Here is a 26,439-nt window from a genome sequence, read left to right as displayed (position 1 = left end):
ATGGTCTCCGCCGACGTGCTGCTGATCACCGCGCTCACGATCTTCCTGTTCCTCGCACTGTGCGGGGCGCTCGTGGTCGTGGTGATCAGCCTGCGCAAGCCGACCGACATCCCTCTCATCGTCGCAGGCGCGCTCGTCGTCCTGTCGCTGCTGGCCGTCACCGTGTCGCCGTTCAACGTGCCACTGCTCGCCGGCCTCGGGATCGCGCTCCTCGGCACCGCTCTCGCCGTGCTCGGCGGCAACCCGATCACCCGTCGGGTACTCGAGATCGCCACCCACGGGCGCGTCGAAGAGGGCGACAACGGCGGCATCCTGCTGCGTGCGCCGTCGGCGCCAGGTGACCTCGCCGAAGCCCCGGTGCGGGAGGTGATGCGCGGTGGCACCACGATCGGCTATCTCGAGCGCGTCGCGGTGGCCCTCGGCATCATCGCCGGATTCCCCGAGGCGATCGCGGTCGTCGTGGCACTCAAGGGCATCGGGCGCTTCTCGGAGCTGGCCACCGCCGAGACCCGCGAACGGTTCATCATCGGCACGCTGGCGAGCCTCGTCTGGGCGTGCACCGTGGCGGCGCTCGTGCGGCTCGCGATCTGGTGACCCTCGGGCCCCCCCCCGAGTCACAGACCGAGGCTGTGGGCGGCGGCCTGCACGCGCTCGATCAGCTCGGCGCGCTGCTCCGAGACCCGCACGGGAGCAGTGCCTCCGGCGCCCGTGCGGCTGGCGACCGAACCCTCGACGCTCAGCACCTCCCGCACCTCCGGGGTGAGGTGCGCCGAGACCGTCTCGAGCTGCTCGTCGGTGACCTCGTGCAGCTCGATGCCGTTCTCCTCGCAGACGCGCACCAGCTGGCCCGAGATCTCGTGGGCGTCGCGGAACGGCACTCCGCGCTTGACGAGCCACTCGGCGACGTCGGTGGCGAGCGAGAAGCCCTGCGGCGCCAGCGCCGCCATGCGATCGGTATCGAACCGCAGCGTGGCGACCATCCCCGCGAACGCAGGCAGCACCGTCTCCAGGGTGCGGACCGAGTCGAACACCGGCTCCTTGTCTTCCTGCAGATCGCGATTGTAGGCGAGCGGCAGCGCCTTGAGCGTCGCGAGCAGTCCGGTCAGATTGCCGATGAGGCGCCCGGCCTTGCCGCGCGCCAGCTCGGCGATGTCGGGGTTCTTCTTCTGCGGCATGATGCTCGACCCCGTCGAGTAGCCGTCGTCGAGGGTGACGAAGCCGAACTCCCGGGTGTTCCAGAGGATGATCTCCTCCGCGAACCGCGACAGGTCGATGCCGATGAGGGCAGTGACGAAGGCGAACTCGGCGACGACATCGCGCGCGGCCGTACCGTCGAGGGAGTTCTCTGCCGGACGGTCGAGACCGAGCTCCCGCGCGACCAGCTGCGGGTCGAGGCCGAGCGTGGATCCGGCGAGCGCGCCGCCGCCATAGGGAGACACCGCGGCGCGAACCGACCAATCCCGCAGACGCTCGAGGTCGCGCACCAGTGGCCAGGCGTGCGCCTGCAGATGGTGGGCGAGCAGCACGGGCTGCGCATGCTGCAGATGCGTGCGTCCCGGCATGATCGCGTCGGGGTGGGCTTCGGCCTGAGCGACGAGCGCGTCGACGAGGCGGAGGATCTCGCGCGCGATGGTGCGCGAGTGGTCGAGCAGATACATGCGCACGAGAGTCGCGATCTGGTCGTTGCGGCTGCGGCCCGCGCGCAGCTTCCCGCCGAGTTCCGGCCCGACGGTGGCGATGAGCGCCTGCTCGAGCGCGCCGTGGACGTCTTCATCCGCCGCCGACGGCCGCAGCCTTCCGTCGGTCACGGCCTGGGCCAGCACATCCAGGCCGTCGTGCATGGCCTGCTCCTCTGCGGCGGTGAGGTAGCCCGCCGCCGCGAGCGCCTTCGCGTGCGCGTGCGATCCCGCGATGTCGTAGAGCGCGAGATCCCAGTCGAAGTGGGTCGAGCGGCTCAGCTCCGCCAGTTCCGGCGACGGCCCCGTCGCGAAACGGGCCCCCCACAGCGCGCCTTCGTTGGTTCCGTCGCCCTTCGATTCACTCACTCGACCAGCCTACCGACGCGTCGCGCGCCCCACTGCCGTGGCTCACCCGCCGGAGGGAGGCGGCAGCATCCGCTTCTCCCGTGTGTCCGGTCGGCCCTTCGCGCCGCTACCTGCGCCACAACCGACCGTGTGGGCCGACTCGGGCAGGCGGCGACGGCTTCTCCACAGGCCCCAAGTGCCGCAACCCGCGCCGCAAGCGACCGCACGGGCCAACCCAGGACCAGCGCACCCTGCCGCGCGTCAGCGGGGCGCGCGTCAGTGGCGGCCGGCCGGGACGGCGAAACGGGACGCCACGTCGACGACCGTCTCGAGGGGCCCTCGGCCGATCAGGAGCGCCCACGCCGTGCACAGCACGATCGTCGCGATCGTCAGCGGCCAGAACGGGTCGAGGTCGCGGAACCCCGCCAGGTCGCCGACGCGATCCAGCGTCGCGCCCGCAACGACGGCCCACACGACCAGCTGGAGCGTGTACGCCGTGAGCGGCATGGCGCCTACCGCCCGCAGCGGAAGCACGACCCAGGTCACCGGCGTGCGGCACAGCAGCAGGCACACCCCCAGCACGGCGAGCGCGAACCCGCCGGACCCGACCACCTCGAGCAGACCCGTGGAGTGCGCTCGGGCGGTCCACAGTGCCCCCAGGTACGTCGCGGTCTCAGCCTCGGGGTCGCCGCCGGCGCCCGCATCCGCCGCATATGCGAAGGCCGCGAGGGCCGCGCCGGCACCGAGGAGCCACAGCTGCACGCGGAGCCGGCTGAGGCCCGCCCTCGCGACGCCGAGACCCGCGACGACGAACGCGACCCACGTTGTGAACGGGTAGTGCCAGCCGATGGTCTTCGACAGGGCATCGCCGAGAGGCGTGCTCCAGAAGGGCGGCGCGTCCAGGACCACCTGCGCGAACGGCATGACGATGGCGAGCGCACCTGCCAGCGGCAGCAGCACACGCGCGGGCAACGACGTCAAGGGCAGCGCCAGCAGGAACATCAGCGCGTACGCGGGCAGGATCACGAACACCGGTACGCCGGTGAGGATGAGCAGGATGCCGAGGACCCAAAGGAGTCCCGCTCTTACGGCGAGCCGCCCCCGCGCAGTCATCATGGCGGCGGGGGGAAGCGGCACCCGTCCCCCGGTCACCAGGCCGATCGACACGCCGGCGAGCGTGGCGAAGAGGATGGAGGACCGGCCGTCCACGAGGGCGATCCAGGTGCCCGGCGTTCCCCAGTCGAAGGGGTCCGTGATCCAGAGCAGATGCGCCGCGAACATGCCGAGCACCGCCAGGCCGCGCGCCAGGTCGACGCCGGCGAGACGCGCGCCACCGTTGAGTCGCTCCAGCCGCGACGCGAGCCGACCCGCATCAGCCGACGCGAGGCGTTGCCGCTCGCTGCGCTCGCTCAACGCCCCGGGGCCTCTCGCGGCCTCTGCTCAGTCCTGGCGGAGGAGCCAGACGAGGAGCGCCTTCTGAGCGTGCAGACGGTTCTCCGCCTCGTCCCACACGACGCTCTGCGGCCCGTCGATCACCTCGGCATCGACCTCGTAGCCGCGGTCGGCGGGCAGGCAGTGGATGAAGACGGCGTCGCTCTTCGCGAGGCCCATCAGCTCCTGCGTCACCTTGTACGCGCCGAGGTCGCGCAGGCGCTCGAGCTTCTCCTCCTCCTTGCCCATCGACACCCAGGTGTCGGTGACGATGACATCGGCACCCGCTGCCGCCTCGTTCGGGTCGGTGTAGAGCGTGACCGAGCCCCCGGTCTCGGCGGCACGGCGATCGGCGTCGGCGATCACGTCGTCGCGCGGTGCATAGGCCTCGGGCGACGCCACGCGCACGTGCATGCCCGCGGTGACGCCGGCCAGCACGTACGAGTGCGCCATGTTCGACTTGCCGTCGCCGAAGAACGCCAGGGTGAGCCCTTCGAGCTCGCCCTTGTGCTCCTTGATCGTGAGCAGATCGGCGAGCAGCTGGCACGGGTGGAAGTCGTCGCTCAGCGCGTTGACGACCGGCACGCGCGTTCCCTGCGCCATCTGCTCCAGGCCCGCCTGCGCATACGTGCGCCACACGATCGCGGCGACCTGCCGCTCGAGCACGCGCGCCGTGTCGGCAGGGGTCTCCTTGCCGCCGAGCTGGCTGTTGGCGGTCGAGATGATGAGCGGCGAGCCGCCGAGGTCGGCGATGCCCACCGCGAACGACACGCGGGTGCGCGTCGAGGACTTGTCGAAGATCACCGCGACGGTCTGCGGGCCCTCGAGCGGCTTGAGTTTCCAGCGGTCCTTCTTGAGAGCGACCGCGAGCTCGAGGATCTCGTTCTGCTCGCTCTGGGTCAGGTCGTCGTCGCGGAGCAGGTGGCGGGTCATGCGGAGACCTCCGTGCTCGTGCCGGACGCCGTCGAGGCATCGATCACGAGTGCGTCCTCGACGGTCCGCAGCGCCGCGGTGAACAGCTCGATGAACTCGTCGATCTCGACATCGCCGATCGTGAGGGCCGGCACGAGCCGGATCGTCTCGTCGTTGGGCGCGTTGATGACGAGGCCGTGCTCCTGGGCGGCCGCCACGAGAGCCTTGGACACCGGATGCTTCAGACCCACGCCGATCAGCAGCCCGAGGCCGCGGCATCCGGCGATCAGCGGTGAGTCGATCCCCTCGATCGCCGCGCGCAGCTGCTCGCCGCGCTCGGCCGCGTTCCGGACCAGGTCGGCCCGCTCGATCTCGCTGAGCACTGCGCCCGAGACCGCGGTGCCGAGCGCGTTGCCGCCGAACGTCGAGCCGTGGGTTCCGGGGTAGAAGAGCTCGCTCGCCGGGCCGTACGTGATGAGCGCGCCGATCGGGAAGCCGCCGCCGACGCCCTTGGCGACCGTGATGGCGTCGGGGGTGATGCCCTCGTGCTGGAAGGCGAACCACTCCCCCGTGCGGCCGGCGCCCGTCTGGATCTCGTCGACGATCAGCAGCGCGCCGTGACGCGCGGTGATCTCGCGCGCGGCCCTCAGGTATCCCTCCGGAAGCGGCAGGACTCCGGCCTCGCCCTTCACCGGCTCGACGAAGAGCGCGGCGACGCGGTCGTCGATGGCGGCCTCGAGCGCCTCCACGGTCGAGTCGATGAACTCGACGCCCGGCGTCATCGGGAGGAAGGGCTCCTGCATGTACGGCTTGCCGGTGAGCGCGAGCGTGCCCATGGTGCGGCCGTGGAAGGCGTCGGTGAGCGCGAGAATGCGCGGGCGGTCGGCACCGCCGTGCAGGCGCGCCAGCTTGAACGCGGCCTCGTTGGCCTCGGCGCCGGAGTTGCCGAAGTACACCCGCCCCTCGTCGCCCGTGCCGGCGAGGCGCTTGAGCGTCGCCGCGAGCGCGAGCTGGGGCGGCGTGGCGAAGTAGTTCGACACGTGCGCGAGCGTCGCCGCCTGACTCGCGATCGCGTCGACGAACACCGGGTGCGCGTGGCCGAGGGAGTCCACCGCGATCCCGGCGAGGAAGTCCAGGTAGCGCTTGCCGCCGTCGTCCCACAGGTACGAGCCCTCGCCCCGCACGAACATCTGCATGCGCGGGCCGAAGCTCTTGACGAGGTCGCGCCCCGCATCGTCCTGCCACGTCATCCGAGCACCACCTCTGTTCCGATTCCCTTGCTGGTGAAGATCTCCACGAGCACCGAGTGCGGCACCCGCCCGTCGATGATGGCGGCGGTCTCCACGCCGCCCTCGACGGCTTCCAGGCACGCCGTCATCTTGGGGATCATGCCCGACTCGAGCTTCGGCAGCATCGCGCGCAGCTCGGTGGAGTTCAGGTGCGACACGAGCGAGTCGCGGTTGGGCCAGTCGGCGTAGAGACCGGCGACGTCGGTGAGCACCACGAGCTTCGCGGCCCCGAGGGCGACCGCGAGGGCGGATGCTGCGGCATCCGCGTTGACGTTCAGCGAGTGTCCCGGGTGATCGAGGTCGGGAGCGATGCTCGACACCACAGGGATGCGGCCCGCCTCGATCTGGTCGAGCACGGGCTGCGGATCGACCTGCACGACATCGCCGACGCGCCCGAGATCGTGCTCGACGCCCTCGATGACCACGCCGCGACGACGGCCGCCGAAGAGTCCGGCGTCCTCGCCGCTGAGACCCGTCGCCACGGGTCCGTGGGCGTTGATCTTGGAGACCAGCTGCGGGTTGATCTGACCGGTGAGCACCATTCGCACCACCGAGATCGCCTCGGTCGAGGTGACGCGGTAGCCGCCCTTGAACTCGCTCGGGATCGCGAGGCGGTCGAGCATCGACGAGATCTGCGGGCCGCCGCCGTGCACCACGACGGGCTTGACCCCGACGTAGCGGAGGTAGGCGATGTCGGCGGCGAAGGCATCCTGCAGCTCTTCGCTCACCATCGCGTTGCCGCCGTACTTCACCACGACGACCTGGTCGCGGAACCGCCTGAGCCACGGCAGCGACTCGATGAGGGTCACCGCCCGGGCGCTCGCTTCGCCGGGATCGGTCTCTTGCAGATCGGTCATGAGGCCTGCTTGATCATGAGGAGTACGCGCTGTTCTCGTGGACGTAGTCGTGGGTGAGGTCGTTGGTGAGGATCGTCGCCGACGCCGCGCCCACCTTGAGGTCGATGATGAGGTCCGTCGCCCGCGGCGTCAGGTCGACGGCCTCCCGCGGTGCGTCGGGGCCGCCCTGCGAGCACACGCGCACGCCGTTCATCCACACGTCCACGTCGTAGGGGTCGAACGCGGCCCGCGTGGTGCCGATCGCGGCGAGCACCCGCCCCCAGTTGGGGTCGTTGCCGAAGATCGCGGCCTTGAAGAGGTTGTTGCGGGCGACCGAGCGGCCGACCTCGACGGCGTCCTCCTCCGACGCGGCATTCGTCACACGGATGGTGATGTCGTGGCTCGCGCCCTCGGCATCCCCCTGCAGCTGCTGCGCGAGGTCCAGACAGACGCCGGCCAGCGCGGCATCGAACGCCTCCGGGTCGGGCGTGACGCCGGAGGCGCCGCTCACCAGGAGCGTGACCTGGTCGTTCGTCGACATGCAGCCGTCGGAGTCCAGCCGGTCGAACGTACGGGCGGTGGCCGCGCGCAGCGCCGCGTCGGCCCGGGCCGCGTCGAGCACGGCATCGGTGGTGATCACCACGAGCATCGTGGCGAGGCCGGGGGCCAGCATCCCGGCTCCCTTGGCCATGCCCCCGATCGACCAGCCGTCCCCCGTCGCGACTGCGCGCTTCGGCCGGGAGTCGGTGGTCATGATGGCGAGGGATGCCGCCTCCCCGCCGTCGGCGGACAGTGCGGCGATCGCCTGCTCGGTGCCTTCGAGCACCTTGCCGCGGAACACCTCGTCGCCGGAACCGATGAGGCCGGTCGAGCACACCAGGATGTCGCCCGCGCTCACATCCAGGAGCTCGGCGGCCTTCTCAGCGGTCTGGTGGGTGGTCTGGAAGCCGAACGACCCGGTGAAGCAGTTGGCGCCCCCCGAATTCAGCACGACCGCCTCGACGACGCCGTCGCGGATGACCTCCTGAGACCAGAGGATCGGGTTCGCCTTGGCACGGTTGCTCGTGAAGACGGCGGCGCCGACCTTGAGCGGGCCGCGGTTCACGACGACGGCGACATCGGGCTTTCCGGTCGACTTGAGACCGACGGCGACGCCCGCTGCCTCGAATCCCTGGGGCGCGGTGACGCTCACGGGGCTACTCCGTTCACGGTGAGCGCGGTGCCCTCGGGGAGGCCCAGCGCGATGTTCATGGACTGCACGGCCGCACCGGCAGTGCCCTTGACGAGGTTGTCGACGGCGGTGACGACGACCACGCGGTTGGCGTCGCGGTCGATCGCGAGGCCCATCAGCGCCGTGTTCGCACCCAGCACGTCGGCGGTGCGCGGGAACTGCCCGGCCGGCAGGAGCTGCACGAAGGTCTCGCCGTCGTAGGCCGCCTCCCACGCCGCGCGGACCTGGTCGTCGGTCGCGCCGGGCGCGATGGGCGCGGTCGAGGTGGCCAGGATTCCCCGCGACATCGGTACGAGCACGGGAGTGAAGGAGATCCCGATCCGTCCCTGAGCACCGGCGCCGCGGAGCGCCTGCGCGATCTCGGGGATGTGACGGTGCGTACCGCCCACCGCGTAGGGGTTGGCCGTGCCGAGGATCTCGGCGGCGAGCAGGTTCGTCTTGAGGCTCTTGCCGGCGCCCGACGGGCCGACGGCCAGCACCGTCACGATGTCGGACGGGTCGATCACGCCCGCCGAGACGCCCGGTGCGAGCGAGAGCGAGACGGTCGAGGCGTTGCAGCCGGGAGCGGCGATGCGGGATGTCGCGACCAGGCGCTCGCGCTGCTTGCCGCCCTCTACGGTGAGCTCGGGGACGCCGTACGCCCACGGGTCGTGGAACTCGCCCCCGTAGAAGCGGTCCCAGTCCGCCTGCGTGGTGAGGCGGTGGTCGGCACCGGCGTCGATGACCAGCGGCACGTCGCCGAGGGCGTCGGTGTACTGGCCCGACTGCCCGTGCGGCAGCGCCAGGAAGACGATGTCGTGGCCGGCGAGCACCTCCGGGGTGGTCTGCTCCAGGGTCAGATGCGCGAGTGAGCGCAGGTGCGGCTGGTGCTGGATGAGCGGCTGTCCCGCGTTGGAATGCGCGGTCACGGTGCGGATCTCGACGTCGGGATGCGCGGCGAGGATCCGCAGGATCTCGCCGCCCGCATAGCCGGATGCGCCGGAGACGGCGACCGAATATGTCATGGATTCCACCTTAGAGTCTGGGGCTGGGAGCCGGAGACGGCGACGCCCGCTCGCAGACGTCCATGACAGGACGGCGTGCGGGGTCGCCTAGAATCGGCGCTGGTCCAGACGGCGTCGGCGCGCGGGAGCGACGCTCGCCAGGTGGGTCGGCACGCTCAGCAACCGCGGGAAGTGCGGGAGCGTCGCCGAAGCCATGCGCCGACGATAGCCGCTGCCGCGAAGCATTGCCAAATCGGCCGGGTCGCGGCATCCGTGATTCCGGCCGTCTCCCGCCCGCCTTCTCGTGCCCGCATCATGTGATCTCGCCGAGACCACATGTCATATGCGCCTTCATCGTGTGCTCTCGGCGAGAACACGGGAAGTCGTCGGGGCCGGTCAGGACTGGAGCTCGTGCAGCAGCGCCAGCTCGTCCTCGCGCGCGAGACCGGCGCGACGCTCGCGTTCGAGGCCGCGCTCACGCTCGTCGGCCAGGGTGCGTTCGAGCGTGTCGCGCAGTGGGCGGAAGCGGCCGCCCAGAAGACGGTAGGCGGCGTTCGCGCGCGTCCAGAATCCCGGCATGCCCACCGGCAGCCACAGCGGCAGGGACCGCGGACCCATCCAGTAGGCGACGTCGTGCTCCTCGAGCCAGGCGTCGGCCGCCGGCACCACCGAGCCGGTGTGACCGGCCACGCGCCGGGCTTCGGCGAGCAGCGCGTCGAGGTCGATCGGGTCCCCCACGGCGTTCGCCACACCCGTCCACCGCTCCTGCCCGATCGCCTGGACGAAATCGGCCAGGTCGTCGACGTCGATCACCTGTGCGCCGCGCCCCCGCCCATCCGGCGTCAGCACCTCGGCACCGGCTGCGAGCGCGAACCGCCCGACCCAGTACCCGAACCGGTCCGTGGGGTCGCCGGGCCCGACGATGAGCCCCGGACGCACGACGGCCGCCCGGAATCCGAGCGCGGAGCGGACGGATGCCTCGGCCCGCGCCTTCGCGCGGCCATAGTCCTCCTCCTCGCCGGGCGGGGCGGGTGCGAGCAGCTCCGCCGATTCGTCGGCGCCCGTGTCGTCGCTCGACGCGTAGACCGACACGGTGGAGATGTACGTCCAGTGCCGGGCGCGCTCGCCCAGCGCCTCCAGCGCCGCCTCGACGTGCGCGGGACTCGACGACACGTCGACGACCTCGTCCCAGTCGCGGCGAGCGACCTGGTCGTAGGCATCCTCCCGCTCGCGGTCGCCGACGACGAGCGTCGTCCCGTACGGCGCTTCGCGACCGCCTCGGGCGAGGCAGGTGACGGCCGCTCCGGCATCCGCCCACCGCGTCGCGATCCGACCGCTCAGCCATCCCGTTCCGCCCAGCACCAGCACGTCGGTCATGATCACACCCAACCAGACACTGCGGCCGTGGTGCCCGCTCCGCGCCGCAGCGCGAAGCATCGCCGCCGAGACGACGCGACCTACTCCCGCAGGATCGCGCCGAACCGCTCGGCCGCCACGGTGACGCCTGCGAGCTTCGCCTCGGTCGCCTCGGCGGCCGTGAGCGTGCGGTCAGGGGCACGGAAGCGCAGCGCGAACGTGAGGCTCTTGCGCCCCTCGGGCACGCCCGGGCCGCGATAGTCGTCGACGAGGCGCAGCGACTCGAGCAGCTCACCCGATCCTTCGACCAGCGCCGCTCGCACCTCGGCGGCGGGCACGTCCGCGGCCAGGACGAGCGAGACGTCCTGGGTCGCCGCCGGGAAGCCCGAGAGCGACGCGGCGACGACCTTCTCACCGGCGAGGGAGAGGGTGAGGTCGAGATCGAGCTCGGCGACGATCACGTGACCCGGGAGGTCGGAAGCCTCGGCCACGGCAGGCAGCAGCTCGCCGACGTAGCCGACCTCCGTCCCCCCGACGGCGAGCACGCCCGTGCGACCCGGGTGCAGCGCGGCGCGCTCACCCTGGGTCACATCGATCGAGACTCCGGCGGCCGCCGCGATGGTGCGGATGGCGTCCAGGGCGTCCGCCACGTCCGCCGTCACCGGTGCCACACCGGGCTGCTTGGCGACGATGCTCCCGGTCAGGAGGATCGCCACGTAGCGGTGCTGCGGCGGGATCGATTCGTTCAGCTCGGCGAGCGTCGCCGCATCCGGCCGCACCGCCAGCGGGGGCACGAACGACGTGCCGTACCGCACGCCCGGCTTCGGAAGGAACACCACGCCGACCTCGAACAGCGACAGGTCGGTGAGACCGCGCGCGACATTGCGGTGCGCGACCTGCAGCAGACCGGGCACGAGCGAGCGCCGCAGGAAGGGCGACTGGCCGTCGAGAGGGTTGGCCAGCTTCACGCTCGGGAGGTGCTCGCCCGACGGCGAGCCGTGCAGGTCGTTCTGCTCCTCGGTGGTGAAGCCGAACGAGGGCGTCTCGACGTAGCCGGCGGCCGCGAGGGCGTTGGCCACTCGGCGCCGGCCCTGCTGGGCTGCGGTGAGGCCGCGCCCCGATGGCGGCAGCGGGAGCACCGACGGAATGCGGTCGTAGCCCTCGATGCGGGCGACCTCCTCGGCGAGGGTCCACTTGTCGGTGAGGTCGGGACGCCACGACGGCGGGATGACCTGCCACCCGGCGGCGTCGTCCTCGGCCTCGACGACCTCGCAGCCGATGAGGCGCAGCGCCGCCTCGATCTGCCCGGGCGTGTAGTCGACGCCGATCAGGTGCTGCACGAAGGTCGGCGGAAGCTCGATGCCCGGGATGTCGACCTCGGCGAAGAGCGCCGCGCCGTACTCGTCGTCGCTCGTGCCCCCGGCGTACTCGACCATGAGGTCGGCGACGCGGCGCGCCGCGACGAACGGGATGAGCGGGTCGACGCCCCGTTCGAAACGACGGGATGCCTCGCTCGGCAGCTTGTGCCGCCGGGCGGTGCGCGCGATCGACACGGTGTCGAAGATCGCGGCCTCGATCAGCACGTTGCGCGTCGTGTCGCTCATCTCGGTGGTGCCGCCTCCCATCACGCCGGCGAGACCGATGGGGCCGGACTCGTCGGTGATGAGGAGGTCCTCGGGGTCGAGGGTGCGCACCTTGCCGTCGAGCGTCTGAAGCTTCTCTCCGGGCGTCGCCCGCCGCACCGTGATGCCCCCCTGGAGCCGGTCGAGGTCGTAGCCGTGGATCGGCTGGCCGAGCTCGAGCATCACGTAGTTCGTGACGTCGATCAGGATGCCCAGCGAGCGGATGCCGGCGAGCGCCAGGCGCGCGATCATCCAGGCCGGCGTCGGCTTGGTCGGATCGACGTCGCGCACCACGCGGGCCACGAACTCGGTGACGCCGGCGCGGCCCCTGATGGGTTCGAGGTCGCCCGCGCTCACGGGGAAGCCGGAGCCGGGAGCGATTTCCTCCCAGGGGCGGTCGGCCGGGTCCCGGAACGGGGCGCCGGTCGAGTGGGAGTACTCGCGGGCCACGCCGCGGATCGACAGCGCGTACCCGCGGTCGGGCGTGACGTTGATCTCGACAGCCACGTCGTCGAGGCCGAGGAGCTCGATGGCATCGGTGCCGACGGGCGCGTCGAGGCCGAGCTCGATGAGGCGCAGGATGCCGCTGTGCTCCTCGCCCAGGCCGAGTTCACGGGCTGACGCGATCATGCCGTCGGACACGTGGCCGTACGTCTTGCGCGCCGCGATGGGGAACGGCCCGGGCAGCACCGCGCCGGGAAGCGTGACCACGACCTTGTCGCCGGCGAAGAAGTTCCGGGCACCGCACACGATGCCGTGCACGGCGTCACCGCCGTCGGCGGCCGTCTCGCCCTCGGGGGCCACGCGCACCTGACACCAGCGGATCGTCTTGCCGTTGGACTGCGGCTCCTCGACGAAGTCGAGCACCTCGCCGACCACGATCGGGCCCTGCAGCTCGAAGCGGTGCACGTCCTCCTCTTCGAACCCGACGCGCACGAGCGCCGCCAGGACGTCCTCGGGCGTCGTGCCCGCCGGGACGTCGACGTACTCACGCAACCACGAAAGCGGGACGCGCATCAGACCACCATTCCGAACTGCTCGCTGAAGCGGACATCGCCCTCGGCCATGTCCCGCATGTCCTGGACGTCGCTGCGGAACATGAGCGTGCGCTCGATGCCCATGCCGAACGCGAAGCCCGAGTACTCCTCCGGGTCGATCCCCGCCGCGCGCAGCACGTTCGGGTTGATCATCCCGCAGCCTCCCCACTCGATCCATCGCGCTCCGCCCTTGAAGGTCGGGTGCCACAGGTCGAGCTCCGCCGACGGCTCGGTGAACGGGAAGTAGTTGGCGCGGAACCGGGTCTTGGCCTCCGGTCCGAAGAGCACGCGCGCGGCGTGGTCGAGCGTGCCCTTGAGGTGGGCCATCGTGATGCCCTTGTCGACGACGATGCCCTCGAACTGCGTGAAGACGGGAAGATGCGTCGCGTCGAACTCGTCGGTGCGGTAGACCCGCCCGGGGCACAGTGCGTACAGCGGCAGATCCCGCTCGAGCATCGAGCGCACCTGCACCGGGCTCGTGTGCGTGCGCATGACGAGATGACGCTCCACCGGGTCGACGAAGAAGGTGTCCTGCATCTGACGCGCAGGGTGGTCGACGTCGAAGTTCAGCGCGTCGAAGTTGAACCACTCGTGCTCGAGTTCCGGACCCTCCGCGATCTCCCACCCCATGCCGACGAAGATGTCGGCGATCTGTTCCTGCAGAAGGGAGATCGGATGCCGCGCCCCCACGCGCGCGCGAGCCGCGACGGCGGTGATATCGATGCGCTCGGACTCCAGCCGGGCGGCCGTCTCGGCCGCAGCGAGCTGCTGCTCGCGGGCGGCGAACGCCTGGTTCACGCGAGCGCGCGCCTGGCCGACGAGCTTGCCGAACTCGGCCTTCTTGTCGCTGGGCACGTCGCGCAGCCGCGCGTTGAGCTTCGCCAGCGGCGAGCCCTCGGCGGAGTGGGCGGACCGGACGGCTTTGAGCGCCGCGGTGTCGGCAGCGCCGGCGATGGCCTCGAGGGCGGCGTCGACGGCGGCGTTCACCGCCTCGGGCGTGATCTCTGCCGGAGTGTTCGGGGCAACGTCAGACACGAGAGACGAGTCTACCGACGGGCGATGCCCTGCTCCGCCCCGCAGATGCTACGCAGTGCTGCCGGGATCGAACTTGCCGATGCCCTTCTGCGCGGCGATCAGCTCCGTGTCGGTCGTCGGCGCATTCCCCTGGCCCGGACCCATGCCCGCCCCGGCCACACCGCTGGTCTTCGGGGAGCGGCGCAGTCGCTTCTCCACGGTGTACGCCACGTACGACAGCGCGAGGCAGAGCATGACGTAGATCGTGCCCGCGACGAGCGCCGCCGGGATCAGCGGCGACCCGAGCACGGCGTTCGACCCGAGCAGACGTGCGAAGTAGAGCAGCTCGGGGTACGTGATGATGAAGCCGAGTGCGGTGTCCTTGAGCGTCACGACGAGCTGGGCGATGATCACGGGCATCATGGCACGGATCGCCTGCGGCATCAGGATCAGGCGCATGACGCCGGCCTTGCGGAGGCCGATGGCGTACCCCGCCTCCCTCTGCCCGCTCGGCAGCGATTCGACGCCGGCGCGGATGACCTCCGCCAGCACGGAGCCGTTGTAGGCGATGAGTGCGATGACGACCGCCCAGTAAGAGCTCATCTTGATGCCGATCACGGGCAGGCCGTAGTACAGCAGGATCATGAAGATCAGCACCGGGATCGCCCGGAACACCTCGGTCACGCCGGTGATCGGCATCCGCACCCACGCGTGATCCGACAGCCGGCCGATCGCGAGCACGAAACCCAGGATCAGTGCGCCCACGGATGCCACGGCGAAGGCCGCGAGGGTGCGCAGGGTCGCCAGACCGAACTGCTCCCAGATGCGCGTGAAGGTGAACGCGTACCACTTCTCGGGGGTGAACTGCCCGGTGACCCAGAAGCGCCACAGCACCCAGCCCAGGACGGCGAGGACGATCAGCACGGTGACCGCACCGAGGATGCGGTTGCGGACGATCGCCCGGGGACCCGGGACGTCGTACAGGACCGAACTCATCGCGCCACCCTCCATCGGTTCTCGAGTACTCGCTGCAGCCAGGCCAGCAGCAGCACCATCACGACGAAGAAGACCATGACCCACACGATGGTGAGGAGCTGGTTCTCGCCGTTCTCGCTCATCTCCGCGCGGATGTTTCCGAGGTTCACGACCGAGAATCCGGCGGCCACCGTCGTGTTCTTCAGCAGTGCGATGAAGACGCTCATCATCGGCGGGATGACCGAGCGCGCCGCCTGCGGGAGCACCACGAGCGACATGACCTGCCCGAACGTCAAGCCCAGAGCGCGGGCAGCCTCGGCCTGGCCCACCGGGACGGTGTTGATGCCGGAGCGGATCGTCTCGGCCACGTAGGTGGCCGTGTAGATCCCGAGCGCGCACACCGCGAGCACCAGGAAGTTCGCTCGACCGGGCACGAGGAGCGGCACGCAGAACGCGAAGAAGAACATCACCAGCGTGAGCGGGGTGTTGCGGATCCAGTTCACGTACACGGTTCCGATGGCGCGGGCCACCGGAATGGGCGACACGCGCATGGCGCCGACGATGACGCCCAGCACGATTGCGATCACGCCGCCGCCGAAGAACAGCACCAGTGTGCCGACCAGCGCGTCCCGCCAGACGTCGGGATAGTCGGTGAGGATGTTCACCGGCGCGTCCTCCTCCTCGGATGAGGTGGCGGCACCCGGATCACGCCGGATGCCGCCACCGTCGGTTGTCAGTCGACCGGGTCGACGGCCGGCTGGTCGGGCTCGACGCCGGCGGCGCCGAGGTTGTTCTCGAAGATCGCCTCCCACGTGTCGCCGCCGTCGGTGAACAGTTCGTTCACGAACTCGACGAACGCCGTGTCGCCCTTCTGGATGCCGACGCCGTAGCGCTCCTCGCTGAACACGTCGCCCACGACCTTGAGGTTGTCAGGATCCTGCGCGGCATAGCCGATGAGGATCGCCTCGTCCGTCGTCACGGCATCCACCTGCCCGCTCTTGAGCTGCTCGACGCACTGCGAGTACGTGTCGAACTCGGTGGTGGTGGCTTCCGGGTATTCGTCCTTGATCCGCTGGATCGATGTCGATCCGGTCGCCGAGCAGACGTTCTTGCCCGCGAGGTCGTCCGGCCCCTCGATGTCGTCGTTGTCAGCGGCGACGAGCAGACCCTGCCCGGTGACGAAGTAGGGCCCGGCGAAGGAGATCTGCTCCTTGCGCTTGTCGGTGATCGAGTAGGTGCCGACGTAGTAGTCGATGTCGCCGTTCACGATCGCCTGCTCACGGTTGGCCGACGGAATCGCCGTGAACTCGATCTTGTCTTCGTCGTAGCCGAGCGACGCGGCGATCCAGCGCGCGATGTCGACGTCGAAGCCGGTGCGCTCCCCGGTCGTGGGGTCGAGGTAGCCGAGGCCCGGCTGGTCTTCCTTCACGCCGATCTTGACCGAGCCGCGCTCGGAGATCGCGTCGAATGTGGGGCTGCCGTCGATGCTGACATCGGTGGCCACCTCCCAGGGCGTGCTCGAGGTCTCCTCATCGCCGGCATCGCCCTCGTCCGTCGACGTCGTGCCGGGCGTGCCGCTGTTGCACGCCGTCAGCGCGAGCGCTGCGATCGCGATTCCCGCGAGCGCGCCGCCCATCCTGAGCTTTCGCATGTGATCCTCCAGGTCCGTTCCGTGTGTTTCTTCGTTCGCCGCACCGGTGCGGGCGCGGACGTCAGTGGGTGAGGAGCTTCGACAGGAAGTCCTTCGCGCGATCCGAGCGCGCGTTGGTGAAGAACTCCTCCGGCGTCGCCTCCTCGACGATCTGCCCGTCGGCCATGAAGACCACGCGGTCGGCGGCCTTGCGGGCGAACCCCATCTCGTGGGTGACGACGATCATCGTCATGCCGTCCTGCGCGAGGCCGACCATGACGTCGAGCACCTCGTTGATCATCTCGGGGTCGAGCGCACTGGTCGGCTCGTCGAAGAGCATGACCTTCGGCTCCATGGCGAGGGCCCGCGCGATGGCGACCCGCTGCTGCTGACCGCCCGACAGCTGAGCGGGCAGCTTGCCCGCTTGATGGCCGACGCCCACGCGGTCCAGCAGTCGCTTGGCCAATGCCTCGGCCTCAGCCTTCTTCATGCCCTTCACCTTCATCGGGCCGAGAGTGACGTTGTCGAGGATCGTGAGATGCGCGAACAGGTTGAACGACTGGAAGACCATGCCGACGTCGGCTCGCAGCGCCGCGAGCGCCTTGCCCTCCTTCGGCAGTTCCTTGCCGTCGATCGTGATCGTGCCGCTCGTGATCGTCTCGAGGCGGTTGATCGTCCGGCAGAGCGTCGACTTGCCCGAGCCGGAGGGCCCGATGACGACGACCACTTCACCGCGATTGACGGTGAGATCGATGTCTTTCAGCGCCTGGAAGTCGCCATAGTGCTTCTGGACGTTGGTGATCTGGACCAGCGGGTCGCCGCGGCGAACGGAGATGTTGCTCGTTCGCGGCGCACTGTCGTCAGGCGTCATAGCCTCACCCTAGAGCGGGGCTCCGACGGGGTGCCAGCCCTTGCCCGCGTCTTTACCGTGTTGTAACAGCGACGGAACGCTCAGCCCGCGGCGCGCTGCGCGAACGCCGTCTCGTAGAGGCAGACGCTGGCGGCGGTGGCGAGGTTCAGCGACTCCGCGGCACCATAGATGGGCAGCCGCAGCGAGAGGTCGGCGAGGGCGAGGGCTTCCTCGTCGAGGCCGCGCGCCTCGTTGCCGAACAGCCAGGCGGTCGGCTCGGCGAGCAGGTCGCGCGAGGCCAGGAAGTCCGCTCCCCCCACGTCGGCGGCGATGATCCGCACCCCGGCGGCACGGGCCTTCTCGACGGCGGCGGCGAGATCCACGCCGACCGCGACCGGAACGTGGAAGAGCGACCCCGTCGTCGCGCGGACGACTTTGGGGTTGTAGGGGTCAACGGTGCGGCCCGTGAGGATCACCGCGTCCGCTCCTGCCGCGTCGGCCGCGCGGATGATCGTGCCCAGGTTGCCGGGGTCGCGGACCTCCTCGCAGATGGCCACGAGCCGGGGGGATGCCGCGAACACCTCTCTCACGGAGGTCGGCGACTGCCGCGCCACGGCGACGATGCCCTGCGGCGTGACCGTGTCGGCCATCGCGTCGAGCACCGCCTCGGTGGTGTACACGACCTCGAGGCCCGCCTCCTCGGCTGCGTTCCTCACGTCGGTGTGCTTCTCGAGCGCGGTCGGTGTCGCGAAGATCTCCACGAGCGTGTCAGGCCGGTAGGCCAAGGCCTCGCGCGCCGCCTGGGGACCCTCGAGGAGGAACAGTCCCGTCTCCTGACGAGCGCTGCGCTTCGTCAGCTTCGCGACGGCGCGGACACGCGGAGAGCGAGGGTTCTCGAGCACGGCATCAGTCTAGGGTCGCGGCATCCGCGTTTCGTCTCGCCCTCCCCAGCGGACGAGGAACGAGCCGTGTCAGAGGCACCGCCCTGCCAACCGAACGGCGAAGGGCGCCCTCCGCGCGGAGGACGCCCTTCGTGGAGGGATGATCTCGATACGCGCGCTTCGCGCCTGACTCGGACCGTCGGCCGGTGTTATCAGGCGCTCTTCGGAGCGTTGACGTTCTCGGGCAGCGCCTTCTTGGCGGTCTGGACGAGCGACGCGAAGGTCTTGGGCTCGTTCACCGCGAGCTCGGCGAGCATGCGGCGGTCGACCTGCACGCCCGCGAGGCCGAGGCCCTGGATGAAGCGGTTGTACGTGATGCCGTTCTGGCGGGCAGCGGCGTTGATGCGCTGGATCCACAGACGGCGGAAGTCGCCCTTGCGCTTGCGGCGGTCGCGGTACGCGTAGACGAGCGAGTGGGTGACCTGCTCCTTCGCCTTGCGGTACAGACGCGAACGCTGGCCCCGGTAACCGGAGGCGCGCTCGAGGATGACGCGACGCTTCTTGTGGGCGTTGACCGCCCGCTTGACTCTAGCCATTTCTTGATGTTCCTAACTTGCGTCGGCGCGCGTCAGCGGCCGAGGAGCTTCTTCGCGACCTTGGCGTCGCCCGGGGCGAGCACCTGCTCCTGCGACAGGCGGCGGGTACGGCGGCTGGGCTTGCCCTCGAAGTTGTGGCGGAGGTTCGCCTGCTGCTTCATGAGCTTCCCGCTGCCGGTGACCTTGAAGCGCTTCTTGGCCCCCGAGTGGGTCTTCTGCTTCGGCATCTCTTCTTCCTTCGTTTCACTTCCCGCCCAGGCGGGAGTCGGTATCCCGCGGTGCGGGAGTTCGTGGGGCCTATTCGGCCGGGGCGGCCTCGGCCTCGGCGGCCGGGCTCTCCGGGGCTTCGGCGCCGCCGCTGCGGGCGGACCGGGCGGCCTCCTTGTTCGCGGCGCGCTGAGCGTTCTGCTCGGTCTTCACCTCGGACTTGTTCTTGTGCGGCGCGATGACCATCACCATGTTGCGGCCGTCGATGGTCGGATTCGACTCGACCGTGCCGAACTCGGCGACGTCTTCGGCGAACTTGCGGAGCAGACGCACGCCCTGCTCGGGACGCGACTGCTCGCGACCGCGGAACAGGATCATCGCCTTGACCTTGTCGCCGGACTGGAGGAAGCCCTCGGCGCGCTTGAGCTTGGTGATGTAGTCGTGGGCCTCGATCTTCAGACGGAACCGGACCTCCTTGAGGACGGTGTTCGCCTGATTGCGACGCGCTTCCTTGGCCTTCTGCGCAGCCTCGTACTTGAACTTGCCGTAGTCCATGATCTTGACCACGGGCGGCTTCGAGTTCGGGGCCACCTCGACGAGATCGAGGTCGGCCTCCTGGGCCAGGCGCAGCGCCACCTCGATGCGGACGACGCCGACCTGCTCACCCGCGGGTCCGACGAGGCGGACCTCGGGGACGCGGATGCGGTCGTTGGTGCGGGGATCGCTGATGCGGAACTCCTTGGGTATATGGGCTGGACCACCGCGACACATGGTCGTGTCGCGGGTGGAAGAGGAGCCACTCCACCCGTCAGGACGCTTCGAGCGCCGACTTCTTGCACCCTCTCCTGTGACGGAGTTCCCGCCGGTCGCCCTGGCGGCTACCCCGGCCGCAGGACGGTCGGGGCGGAGTGCATGACCCGGTAGCCTGGAACGGCAAGCGCGGGTGGGATGTGATCCACTTTCCGATCCGATGCAGGACGCACCGGAGACCGCAGCAGTCTATCAGAGAGAACGGCGTGGACACGATTCGAGACCAGGACGGCGATCCGACGAGCGCAGCGGCGGTGGATGCCGAGCGTCAGGCCCGCTGGGAGGAACAGGAGCGCGCGGCGGCCGAGGCCTCCCGCGATATCGCCGACGTGCCGGCCGTCGAGGTGATCACCACGGCTGCGGTGCACCTGCTGAGCGCCGCTGCCGTGAAGGTGGGACTCGCCGACGACCCCGCGACGCAGACCGACCTCGACGAGGCTCGCAAGCTCATCAACGCCCTCGCGGGGCTCATCACCGCCGGCGCTCCGGAGATCAGCGACATGCACGCCCGGTCGCTCCGCGACGGCCTGAGATCGGTGCAGCTGGCGTTCCGCGAGGCATCCGTCATCCCCGACCCGATCGGCAAGGGTCCCGGCGAGAAGTGGACGGGCCCGGTCACCTGATCCCCGGGTCACGCGCCGATGCCGAGGGCTGCCGCGCCGCGCGCGACCGCGTCGACCGTGCGGCGGACGGCCTCCTCGTCGGTGCCGCGGTTGCTCACGGCGAAGCGCACCACCGTTCGGCCCTGCCACGTGGAGGACGACGCCCAGATCGTGCCCTCCGCGCGTAACCACTCCCCCAGCGCCGCCGTCTCGGCGTCATCACGCGCCGTCAGGCACACCTGCGTGAAGACGACGTCGTTGCGCACCTCCAGCCCCGGAATGCCGCGGAATCCGGCAGCCAGGCCGGCCGCGGCATCCGCCAGACCGTCGATCAGGCCGATGACACCCTCACGGCCGAGCGAGCGCAGCGCGGCCCACACCGGCACCCCGCGCGCCCGGCGCGACATCTCGGGCACGAGGTCGTAGGGGTCCGCGACACCGGTCATCTCGGGCAGATACGCCGCGTGCGCGCCGAGAGCAGCCGTCATCGCCGCCTCGTCGCCGACGACGGCGACACCGCAGTCGTAGGGCACATTGAGGGTCTTGTGGGCATCCGTCGCCCAGGAGTCCGCGCCGGCGAGGCCCCGGACGAGGTGGCGGAACCTGGGGCTGGCGGCCGCCCAGAGTCCGAAGGCACCGTCGACGTGCACCCACGCGCCGGCGCGGTGGGCGACGTCGACGGCCGCCTCGAAGTCGTCGAACGCGCCGGAGTGCACATCACCCGCCTGCAGGGCGACCAGGGCCGGTCCGGTGCCGTCCCTCAGTGCCCGCTCGAGACCGCCGACGTCGATGCGTCCCTGATCATCTGCGCCGACGGTGCGGGGCGCTCCGAGGCCGGCGAGACGCCCAGCCAGCACCATCGAGGTGTGGACGGCGTCGCCGGCGAGGAAGCGGATCGGAGGCGCCTGCCCGACTCCTGCGGCCGGATCCACCCCCGCCCTGCGGAGCACCGCGTCGCGCCCCGTCACGAGGCAGGCGAAGTTCGCCATCGTCCCACCGGTCACGAAGCCCACCCCGCTGCGAGCCGGCAGCCCGAGCAGATCCAGGAGCCAGGCGGCGGCGACCTCCTCGACGGCGGCCGTGGCGGGGGTCAGCTGCCGGGCGCCGGAGTTCTGATCCCACGCCGACAACAGCCAGTCCACGGCCATCGCGGCCGGGTACGTCCCCCCGATCACGAGGCCGTAGAACCGCGGAGACCCCAGCGCGATGAGCCCCGGTGCCGCAGCCGCCGCCAGCTCGTCGACGACGGCCGCCGGTGCTGCCCCGCGGTCCGGCAGCGCACGCTCGAGACGTGCCAGGACCCCGTCGGCGTCGGTCTCGGGACGGATCGCGCGATCAGCCAGCGAGTCCAGCCAGGCCAGAGCGTGCCGGTGCGCATGCTCGAGCGCCTCCCGGTGCTGCTCCTGCGTGCCGCCTTCGTTCATGGGAACCCTTCGCCGAGCCGATCCTCCGCCCCACGGCCCGTCTTCGCAAGCGCGCGGGCACGGCGTGCGCGACGGTGGTGGTGATCCCTGCCGGGAGGACGCCGCTCAGCCGCGGACGAGCTTGACCGTCAGCGAGTCGACCAGCACCGCGATCCGATCGTCGGCCGACCAGCGCTTCGCGAGGCGCCCGAGCACCGCGTCGAGCGCGGCCTTCTCGAGACCGTCGATGAGATGGAGCCGCACCACGAGCTCGGGTCCGCGCAGCCGGGCGTCGGGGTCGCCGGGCTCGACGCTCAGGTCGACCACCGACAGCTCGCCGCCGATGCTCTCATGCAGCCCCGCGACCACTTCGGGCGACAGGAAGCTCGGCTCCCAGGGCTGGCCCTGTCCGATCGCCCAGACCGCGGGGCGGCGGATGACGAACTCGGTCTCGGAGCCGGGATCGACCACGATCAGGTCGGTGTCGTCGGCTGCCGCCGAGAGCGCGGTGCGCACGCCGTCGGCGGGGACCGGCCGGGCCGAGGCATCCCATTGCCTCATCGTGTCGACCGAGGTGAAGACGGGGAGCACGCGGCGACCGTCCGGGGAGGCCACCGTGACGATGGAGAGCTCCTGCGTCTTATCGACCTCGACGCCGTGGGGGCCGATGCCGTGGTCGCCCTTCTCGGCGACGAGTGGGATCAGCAGACGCGCCGAACGGTAGGCGTCGATCACCTCGCGTTGCCCGCCGGAACCCGCGCGGAACGCCCCGAGGGCGGCGAGCAGGTCGGGATCGGCGGAGCCGTCGTCAGAGGAGTGCGGGTTGGCCTGGAAGCTGCGCCCCTCCCAGGGGACGCCCGCCGAATCGCCGCCGTGACCGTGGTGGCCGGCGTGCGGGTCAGTGTCCGGCGACATCCAGCGCCTCGGCGAGCGTGAAGGCGCCCGCGTAGAGCGCCTTGCCGACGATCGCCCCTTCGACGCCGAGGGGCACCAGATCGCGGAGGGCGGCGATGTCGTCGAGGCTCGAGACGCCACCGGAGGCCACGACCGGCTTCGGCGTGCGCGTCGTCAGCTCCCGCAGGAGGTCGAGGTTCGGGCCCTTCAGTGTGCCGTCCTTGGTGACATCGGTGACCACGTAACGGCTGCAGCCGGCCGATTCGAGACGGTCGAGGACTGTCCACAGGTCGCCGCCCTCGCGCGTCCATCCGCGTGCGGCGAGCGTCGTGCCGCGCACGTCGAGGCCGACCGCGATGGCGTCGCCGTAGCGGCCGATGACGTCGGCGGCCCACTCGGGGTTCTCGAGCGCCGCAGTGCCCAGGTTGATGCGCGAGGCGCCGCTCTCGAGCGCTGCCTCCAGCGTGCGGTCGTCGCGGATGCCGCCCGACAGCTCGACCTGCACCCCCTTGACCTGCTTGATGACCCGGCGCAGCACGCTCGCGTTGCTGCCGCGGCCGAAGGCGGCGTCGAGGTCGACGAGGTGGATCCACTGCGCGCCCTGTCGAGCGAAGTCGAGGGCGGCGTCGACGGGGTCGCCGTAGTTCGTCTCGGTGCCGGCCTCGCCCTGCGTCAGGCGGACGGCTCTGCCGTCGGCGACGTCGACGGCGGGCAGAAGGACGAGCTTGGGTGTGGACGCGAAATCGTTCATGGCTCCTGGCTCAGGCATCGAAAGTCGTGGGGAGGATGTCGAGAGCAGGCGTTCCCGCAGACGGCACGGTCTCAGAGGGTAGCGCCGCCGAGGCCGTCGATCCAATTCGTCAGCAGACGGATGCCGGCATCCCCCGACTTCTCCGGGTGGAACTGGGTGGCCGACAACGGCCCGTTCTCAACGGCCGCGAGGAACGGCGTTCCGTACTCGCACCACGTCAGGACCGGCTCGGGGAAGGGCGGCTGCACGTCGAGCAGCCACTTCTGCGCACCGAACGAGTGGACGAAGTAGAACCGCTCGTGCTCGATGCCGCGGAAGAGCTTCGTGCCCTGGCCCGCCTCGACGGTGTTCCACCCCATATGAGGCAGCACCGGGGCGTCGAGCTCGGTCACCACTCCCGGCCATTCGCCGAGGCCCTCGGTGTCGACGCCGCGTTCGACCCCGCGCTCGAAGAAGATCTGCATGCCGACGCACACGCCCAGCACCGGGCGTCCGCCGGCGAGCCGCCGTTCGATGAGCTCGTCCCCGCGACTCGCCCGCAGCGCCTCGGCCACGGCGCGGAAAGCACCGACGCCGGGCACGAGGAGTCCGTCGGCATCCATGACGAGGCCGCGGTCGGACGTGAGCCGCGCGTCGGCACCCGCGGCGACCAGCGCCTTCACGGCCGAGTGGACGTTCCCGGACCCGTAGTCCAGCACCGCGACGAGCGGCTTCTCGCGGTCTGCGAGAGCGCTTCCGGTCACAGGGCCCCCTTCGTGCTGGGAACGCCCTCGACGAGCGGATCGAGCGCCTTCGCCTGTCGGAACGCCCGCGCGAAGGCCTTGTACTCGGCCTCCGCGATGTGGTGGGGGTCGCGCCCGGAGAGCACGCGCACGTGCACGGTGAGGGCACCGTTGTAGGAGATCGCCTCGAAGGTGTGGCGCACGAGCGAGCCGGTGAAGTGGCCGCCGATGAGGTGGTGCTCGTAGCCGGCGGGCTCGCCGGTGTGCACCAGGTACGGCCGGCCGCTGATGTCGACCACGGCCTGCGCGAGCGCCTCGTCCAACGGCACGAGGGCGTCTCCGTACCGCGAGATGCCGGCCTTGTCGCCCAGCGCCTCTCGGATCGCCTGCCCGAGCACGATCGAGATGTCTTCCACCGTGTGATGGGCGTCGATGTCGGTGTCGCCCGAGGCGCGAACCGTGAGGTCGGTGAGCGAGTGCTTGGCGAAGGCGGTCAGCAGGTGGTCGAAGAACGGCACGGTCGTGTCGATCCGGCTGCGGCCCGTGCCGTCGAGATCGAGCTCCAGCTCGACGGTCGACTCGCTCGTCGCCCGTCGCAGCGAGGCGGTCCGTGATGCAGCGCTCATGCCGCCGATCCTACCGAGGCCAGTGCGTCGAGGAACGCGGTGGTCTCCTCCTCGGTGCCCGCGGTGACGCGCAGGTGCGCCGGAATCCCGACGTCGCGGATCAGCACCCCTTGGTCGTACAGCGCGTGCCAGGTGGCTGCGGGGTCTGCCACGCCGCCGAAGAGGACGAAGTTCGTCCACGAGTCGTGCGGGGTGTACCCGAGCGCCTCGACGGTGGCGGTGATGCGGTCGCGCTGCGCGACGATCTCGTCGACCATGCCGAGCATCGTCGGTGCGTGCCGCAGCGCGGCTGTCGCCGCCGCCTGGGTCAGAGCGCTCAGGTGATAGGGCAGCCGCACCAGCCGGAGCGCGTCGATGAGGCCCGGATCGGCCGCGAGGTATCCCACGCGCGCGCCCGCGAAGGCGAACGCCTTGCTCATGGTGCGTGACACGACCAGTCGCTCACGACCGGGCAGCAGGGTGAGCGCTGACCGCTCGTCACGGGGCGCGAACTCGAAGTACGCCTCGTCGACGATCACGATGCCGTCGGTGGCCTCGTACACGGCCTGCACGACGTCGAGGCCGAGCGGGGTGCCGGTCGGGTTGTTGGGCGAACAGAGGAAGACGACGTCGGGAGAGACGGCGGAGACCTGGGACGCCGCGTCGTCCGCATCGATCGAGTAGTCGTCCGATCGGTCTCCGGCGATCCAGGTCGCGCCCGTCCCCCGGGTGAGCAGGGGGTACATCGAGTAGGTCGGACCGAACCCGAAGGCCGTGCGGCCGGGACCGGCGAAGGCCTGGAGGATGTGCTGGAGCACCTCGTTCGAACCGTTCGCGGCCCAGATCTCGTCACGCGTGAGGCCGTGGCCCAGGTAGTCGGCGAAGCCTTCCCGGAGGGAGGTGAACTCGCGGTCGGGGTACCGGTTCACGTCGCGCAGCGCCAGGGCGATCGAGTCGAGGATGTCGTCGGCCACTTCGGGGGGAACCGGATGAGTGTTCTCGTTGACGTTCAGGGCGACCGGGAGAGGCGCCTGGGGAGCCCCGTAGGGCTTCTGGCCGCGGAGATCGGCGCGTATGGGGAGGTCTTCGAGACGTGCACTCACCTCTCCCATGGTAGGCGCGCGCGGAGCACCGCCGCCCCGCGTGACGCCGGGGACCTGCCGGAGCGGTCAGCGCCCGCCGTCGAAGGACGCCGGGATCGAGAGGCTCTGCCCCGTCTGGACCACCACGGTGTCGAGTGCGTTGAGGCGGACGATCTCATCCACGACGTCGCGCGGATCGTGACCGGGCGCGATCTCCTCCGCGATCGTCCACAGCGAGTCGCCGGCCGCCACCGTCACCGTGGTGAAGGAGCCCGCAGGGGCGCCGGCGTCGCGGGAGGCGAGCGCCGCCCCGCCGCCCAGGACGGCCGCGCTGAGCGCGATGACGGCGGGAAGAGCCGCAAGCGCCGCCAGGACGCGGCGACCGCGAAGGGTGAGACGCAGCCGCGTCGACGCACCGGCGCGTGCTGCCAGCTGGGCCGCCGCGCCCGCGGCGCGTGCCGGCGAGGGAACGGACGTCGTGTAGCCGATCGCGGTCATGCTGGTCTCCTCCTGATGGGGAGAGATTCGCATCCCCCGCCCGGCCGGGGGTGAGGAATGCGAACCTCTCTTCCGAAGCTATCTTCGAGTTTGTACGATGTCAACACCGGATTCGGATCGCTCTGTCTCGAACGCGACACGCGGCGAGGTTGTTCCTCTCGGCCGTGTGATCCGGATACGGTTTCGATAAGAGAACCC

The 26,439-nt window shown here is 70.5% G+C and carries 27 protein-coding genes; 2 read left to right on the top strand and 25 right to left on the bottom strand.

Features of this window, described 5'->3' with window-relative positions; all coding sequences use genetic code 11:
- Window positions 1-594, top strand: a complete 594-nt coding sequence (locus ACN9MP_RS06665) for a hypothetical protein (protein ID WP_426324843.1) — start codon at window positions 1-3, stop codon at window positions 592-594.
- 20 nt (window positions 595-614) lie between these two features.
- Here the strand turns inward: ACN9MP_RS06665 and argH are convergent, their stop codons facing one another.
- The 18 genes from argH to infC all read right to left on the bottom strand — a co-directional run bounded on the left by argH (window position 615) and on the right by infC (window position 19,645).
- A complete protein-coding gene (argH, locus tag ACN9MP_RS06660) occupies window positions 615-2,045 on the bottom strand; it encodes an argininosuccinate lyase (RefSeq protein WP_426324841.1) in 1,431 nt (476 codons plus the stop codon).
- 255 nt (window positions 2,046-2,300) lie between these two features.
- Entirely contained in the window at window positions 2,301-3,437 is a 1,137-nt protein-coding gene (locus ACN9MP_RS06655; RefSeq protein WP_426324839.1) for a heparan-alpha-glucosaminide N-acetyltransferase domain-containing protein, read from the bottom strand.
- Between the two features lie 27 nt (window positions 3,438-3,464).
- Window positions 3,465-4,388 (bottom strand): ornithine carbamoyltransferase, encoded by a 924-nt coding sequence (argF, locus tag ACN9MP_RS06650; protein WP_426324837.1) that lies wholly within the window; start codon window positions 4,386-4,388, stop codon window positions 3,465-3,467.
- Window positions 4,385-5,617, bottom strand: a complete 1,233-nt coding sequence (locus ACN9MP_RS06645; RefSeq protein ID WP_426324835.1) for an acetylornithine transaminase — start codon at window positions 5,615-5,617, stop codon at window positions 4,385-4,387. Before ACN9MP_RS06645 ends, argF begins: the two co-directional genes overlap by 4 nt.
- The gene (gene argB / locus ACN9MP_RS06640; RefSeq protein WP_426324833.1) at window positions 5,614-6,513 is read right to left on the bottom strand and encodes an acetylglutamate kinase; all 900 of its coding nucleotides are present in this window, start codon (window positions 6,511-6,513) and stop codon (window positions 5,614-5,616) included. The genes ACN9MP_RS06645 and argB overlap by 4 nt, the downstream gene beginning before the upstream one ends.
- A 13-nt stretch (window positions 6,514-6,526) precedes the next feature.
- Window positions 6,527-7,684, bottom strand: coding sequence for a bifunctional glutamate N-acetyltransferase/amino-acid acetyltransferase ArgJ (gene argJ / locus ACN9MP_RS06635; protein ID WP_426324831.1), 1,158 nt, complete (start codon window positions 7,682-7,684; stop codon window positions 6,527-6,529).
- Window positions 7,681-8,727 carry an N-acetyl-gamma-glutamyl-phosphate reductase gene (gene argC / locus ACN9MP_RS06630; RefSeq protein ID WP_426324829.1) on the bottom strand — a complete coding sequence of 349 codons (1,047 nt, stop codon included), beginning with the start codon at window positions 8,725-8,727 and terminating at the stop codon, window positions 7,681-7,683. The genes argJ and argC overlap by 4 nt, the downstream gene beginning before the upstream one ends.
- A 375-nt stretch (window positions 8,728-9,102) precedes the next feature.
- Window positions 9,103-10,083 carry an NAD-dependent epimerase/dehydratase family protein gene (locus ACN9MP_RS06625; protein ID WP_426324827.1) on the bottom strand — a complete coding sequence of 327 codons (981 nt, stop codon included), beginning with the start codon at window positions 10,081-10,083 and terminating at the stop codon, window positions 9,103-9,105.
- A gap of 80 nt (window positions 10,084-10,163) precedes the next feature.
- Entirely contained in the window at window positions 10,164-12,701 is a 2,538-nt protein-coding gene (pheT, locus tag ACN9MP_RS06620) for a phenylalanine--tRNA ligase subunit beta (RefSeq protein ID WP_426324825.1), read from the bottom strand.
- On the bottom strand, window positions 12,701-13,756 hold the full coding sequence (gene pheS, locus ACN9MP_RS06615) for a phenylalanine--tRNA ligase subunit alpha (protein ID WP_426324823.1): 1,056 nt from the start codon (window positions 13,754-13,756) through the stop codon (window positions 12,701-12,703). Before pheS ends, pheT begins: the two co-directional genes overlap by 1 nt.
- A 48-nt stretch (window positions 13,757-13,804) precedes the next feature.
- On the bottom strand, window positions 13,805-14,731 hold the full coding sequence (locus ACN9MP_RS06610) for an amino acid ABC transporter permease (protein WP_426324821.1): 927 nt from the start codon (window positions 14,729-14,731) through the stop codon (window positions 13,805-13,807).
- Complete coding sequence (locus ACN9MP_RS06605; protein ID WP_426324819.1) at window positions 14,728-15,375, bottom strand: amino acid ABC transporter permease; 648 nt, start codon at window positions 15,373-15,375, stop codon at window positions 14,728-14,730. The genes ACN9MP_RS06610 and ACN9MP_RS06605 overlap by 4 nt, the downstream gene beginning before the upstream one ends.
- Before the next feature lie 68 nt (window positions 15,376-15,443).
- Window positions 15,444-16,361, bottom strand: coding sequence for a glutamate ABC transporter substrate-binding protein (locus tag ACN9MP_RS06600; protein ID WP_426324817.1), 918 nt, complete (start codon window positions 16,359-16,361; stop codon window positions 15,444-15,446).
- A 61-nt stretch (window positions 16,362-16,422) separates the two neighbouring features.
- Window positions 16,423-17,211, bottom strand: a complete 789-nt coding sequence (locus ACN9MP_RS06595) for an amino acid ABC transporter ATP-binding protein (RefSeq protein ID WP_426324815.1) — start codon at window positions 17,209-17,211, stop codon at window positions 16,423-16,425.
- A gap of 80 nt (window positions 17,212-17,291) precedes the next feature.
- Window positions 17,292-18,092 (bottom strand): TrmH family RNA methyltransferase, encoded by an 801-nt coding sequence (locus ACN9MP_RS06590; protein ID WP_426324813.1) that lies wholly within the window; start codon window positions 18,090-18,092, stop codon window positions 17,292-17,294.
- A 191-nt stretch (window positions 18,093-18,283) separates the two neighbouring features.
- Window positions 18,284-18,667: a 50S ribosomal protein L20 gene (gene rplT / locus ACN9MP_RS06585; protein ID WP_045297244.1), complete on the bottom strand. Its 384-nt coding sequence runs from the start codon at window positions 18,665-18,667 to the stop codon at window positions 18,284-18,286.
- 32 nt (window positions 18,668-18,699) lie between these two features.
- Window positions 18,700-18,894, bottom strand: a complete 195-nt coding sequence (gene rpmI, locus ACN9MP_RS06580; RefSeq protein WP_045297246.1) for a 50S ribosomal protein L35 — start codon at window positions 18,892-18,894, stop codon at window positions 18,700-18,702.
- A gap of 70 nt (window positions 18,895-18,964) precedes the next feature.
- A complete protein-coding gene (gene infC / locus ACN9MP_RS06575; RefSeq protein ID WP_426324810.1) occupies window positions 18,965-19,645 on the bottom strand; it encodes a translation initiation factor IF-3 in 681 nt (226 codons plus the stop codon).
- A gap of 293 nt (window positions 19,646-19,938) precedes the next feature.
- Between infC and ACN9MP_RS06570 the strand changes: the two genes are divergently transcribed.
- Complete coding sequence (locus ACN9MP_RS06570; RefSeq protein ID WP_426325940.1) at window positions 19,939-20,307, top strand: DUF1844 domain-containing protein; 369 nt, start codon at window positions 19,939-19,941, stop codon at window positions 20,305-20,307.
- Between the two features lie 8 nt (window positions 20,308-20,315).
- Here ACN9MP_RS06570 and ACN9MP_RS06565 read toward each other — a convergent pair whose 3' ends face one another.
- The 7 genes from ACN9MP_RS06565 to ACN9MP_RS06535 all read right to left on the bottom strand — a co-directional run bounded on the left by ACN9MP_RS06565 (window position 20,316) and on the right by ACN9MP_RS06535 (window position 26,241).
- Entirely contained in the window at window positions 20,316-21,710 is a 1,395-nt protein-coding gene (locus ACN9MP_RS06565) for a pyridoxal phosphate-dependent decarboxylase family protein (protein ID WP_426324808.1), read from the bottom strand.
- Window positions 21,711-21,815: 105 nt separating this feature from the next.
- A complete protein-coding gene (locus tag ACN9MP_RS06560; protein ID WP_426324806.1) occupies window positions 21,816-22,604 on the bottom strand; it encodes an SseB family protein in 789 nt (262 codons plus the stop codon).
- Window positions 22,588-23,334, bottom strand: a complete 747-nt coding sequence (priA, locus tag ACN9MP_RS06555; protein WP_426324804.1) for a bifunctional 1-(5-phosphoribosyl)-5-((5-phosphoribosylamino)methylideneamino)imidazole-4-carboxamide isomerase/phosphoribosylanthranilate isomerase PriA — start codon at window positions 23,332-23,334, stop codon at window positions 22,588-22,590. Before priA ends, ACN9MP_RS06560 begins: the two co-directional genes overlap by 17 nt.
- A gap of 71 nt (window positions 23,335-23,405) precedes the next feature.
- Window positions 23,406-24,077 carry an imidazole glycerol phosphate synthase subunit HisH gene (gene hisH / locus ACN9MP_RS06550; protein ID WP_426324802.1) on the bottom strand — a complete coding sequence of 224 codons (672 nt, stop codon included), beginning with the start codon at window positions 24,075-24,077 and terminating at the stop codon, window positions 23,406-23,408.
- Window positions 24,074-24,682, bottom strand: a complete 609-nt coding sequence (gene hisB / locus ACN9MP_RS06545) for an imidazoleglycerol-phosphate dehydratase HisB (RefSeq protein ID WP_426324800.1) — start codon at window positions 24,680-24,682, stop codon at window positions 24,074-24,076. Before hisB ends, hisH begins: the two co-directional genes overlap by 4 nt.
- Window positions 24,679-25,773, bottom strand: coding sequence for a histidinol-phosphate transaminase (locus ACN9MP_RS06540; RefSeq protein WP_426324798.1), 1,095 nt, complete (start codon window positions 25,771-25,773; stop codon window positions 24,679-24,681). Before ACN9MP_RS06540 ends, hisB begins: the two co-directional genes overlap by 4 nt.
- Before the next feature lie 57 nt (window positions 25,774-25,830).
- Complete coding sequence (locus ACN9MP_RS06535) at window positions 25,831-26,241, bottom strand: LysM peptidoglycan-binding domain-containing protein (protein WP_426324796.1); 411 nt, start codon at window positions 26,239-26,241, stop codon at window positions 25,831-25,833.
- Window positions 26,242-26,439 lie beyond the last annotated feature (198 nt).

Origin of the sequence: Microbacterium sp. E-13, assembly GCF_049912955.1 — a bacterium.
Taxonomy (GTDB): domain Bacteria; phylum Actinomycetota; class Actinomycetes; order Actinomycetales; family Microbacteriaceae; genus Microbacterium.
The sequence above is the reverse complement of the archived record's forward strand: the minus strand, read 5'-3'. Positions and strand labels throughout refer to the sequence as shown.

What these genes read in the sequence shown, in the direction of transcription:
- pheT (WP_426324825.1), bottom strand. Translation starts at nt 12,701, where the DNA reads ATGCGCGTCCCGCTTTCGTGGTTGCGTGAGTACGTCGACGTCCCGGCG.
- ACN9MP_RS06625 (WP_426324827.1), bottom strand. Translation starts at nt 10,083, where the DNA reads ATGACCGACGTGCTGGTGCTGGGCGGAACGGGATGGCTGAGCGGTCGG.
- argC (WP_426324829.1), bottom strand. Translation starts at nt 8,727, where the DNA reads ATGACATATTCGGTCGCCGTCTCCGGCGCATCCGGCTATGCGGGCGGC.
- ACN9MP_RS06600 (WP_426324817.1), bottom strand. Translation starts at nt 16,361, where the DNA reads ATGCGAAAGCTCAGGATGGGCGGCGCGCTCGCGGGAATCGCGATCGCA.
- ACN9MP_RS06645 (WP_426324835.1), bottom strand. Translation starts at nt 5,617, where the DNA reads ATGACGTGGCAGGACGATGCGGGGCGCGACCTCGTCAAGAGCTTCGGC.
- ACN9MP_RS06540 (WP_426324798.1), bottom strand. Translation starts at nt 25,773, where the DNA reads ATGGGAGAGGTGAGTGCACGTCTCGAAGACCTCCCCATACGCGCCGAT.
- hisB (WP_426324800.1), bottom strand. Translation starts at nt 24,682, where the DNA reads ATGAGCGCTGCATCACGGACCGCCTCGCTGCGACGGGCGACGAGCGAG.
- argB (WP_426324833.1), bottom strand. Translation starts at nt 6,513, where the DNA reads ATGACCGATCTGCAAGAGACCGATCCCGGCGAAGCGAGCGCCCGGGCG.
- rplT (WP_045297244.1), bottom strand. Translation starts at nt 18,667, where the DNA reads ATGGCTAGAGTCAAGCGGGCGGTCAACGCCCACAAGAAGCGTCGCGTC.
- infC (WP_426324810.1), bottom strand. Translation starts at nt 19,645, where the DNA reads ATGTGTCGCGGTGGTCCAGCCCATATACCCAAGGAGTTCCGCATCAGC.
- ACN9MP_RS06560 (WP_426324806.1), bottom strand. Translation starts at nt 22,604, where the DNA reads ATGTCGCCGGACACTGACCCGCACGCCGGCCACCACGGTCACGGCGGC.
- argF (WP_426324837.1), bottom strand. Translation starts at nt 4,388, where the DNA reads ATGACCCGCCACCTGCTCCGCGACGACGACCTGACCCAGAGCGAGCAG.
- priA (WP_426324804.1), bottom strand. Translation starts at nt 23,334, where the DNA reads ATGAACGATTTCGCGTCCACACCCAAGCTCGTCCTTCTGCCCGCCGTC.
- ACN9MP_RS06535 (WP_426324796.1), bottom strand. Translation starts at nt 26,241, where the DNA reads ATGACCGCGATCGGCTACACGACGTCCGTTCCCTCGCCGGCACGCGCC.
- ACN9MP_RS06610 (WP_426324821.1), bottom strand. Translation starts at nt 14,731, where the DNA reads ATGAGTTCGGTCCTGTACGACGTCCCGGGTCCCCGGGCGATCGTCCGC.
- ACN9MP_RS06595 (WP_426324815.1), bottom strand. Translation starts at nt 17,211, where the DNA reads ATGACGCCTGACGACAGTGCGCCGCGAACGAGCAACATCTCCGTTCGC.
- ACN9MP_RS06565 (WP_426324808.1), bottom strand. Translation starts at nt 21,710, where the DNA reads ATGAACGAAGGCGGCACGCAGGAGCAGCACCGGGAGGCGCTCGAGCAT.
- ACN9MP_RS06665 (WP_426324843.1), top strand. Translation starts at nt 1, where the DNA reads ATGGTCTCCGCCGACGTGCTGCTGATCACCGCGCTCACGATCTTCCTG.
- rpmI (WP_045297246.1), bottom strand. Translation starts at nt 18,894, where the DNA reads ATGCCGAAGCAGAAGACCCACTCGGGGGCCAAGAAGCGCTTCAAGGTC.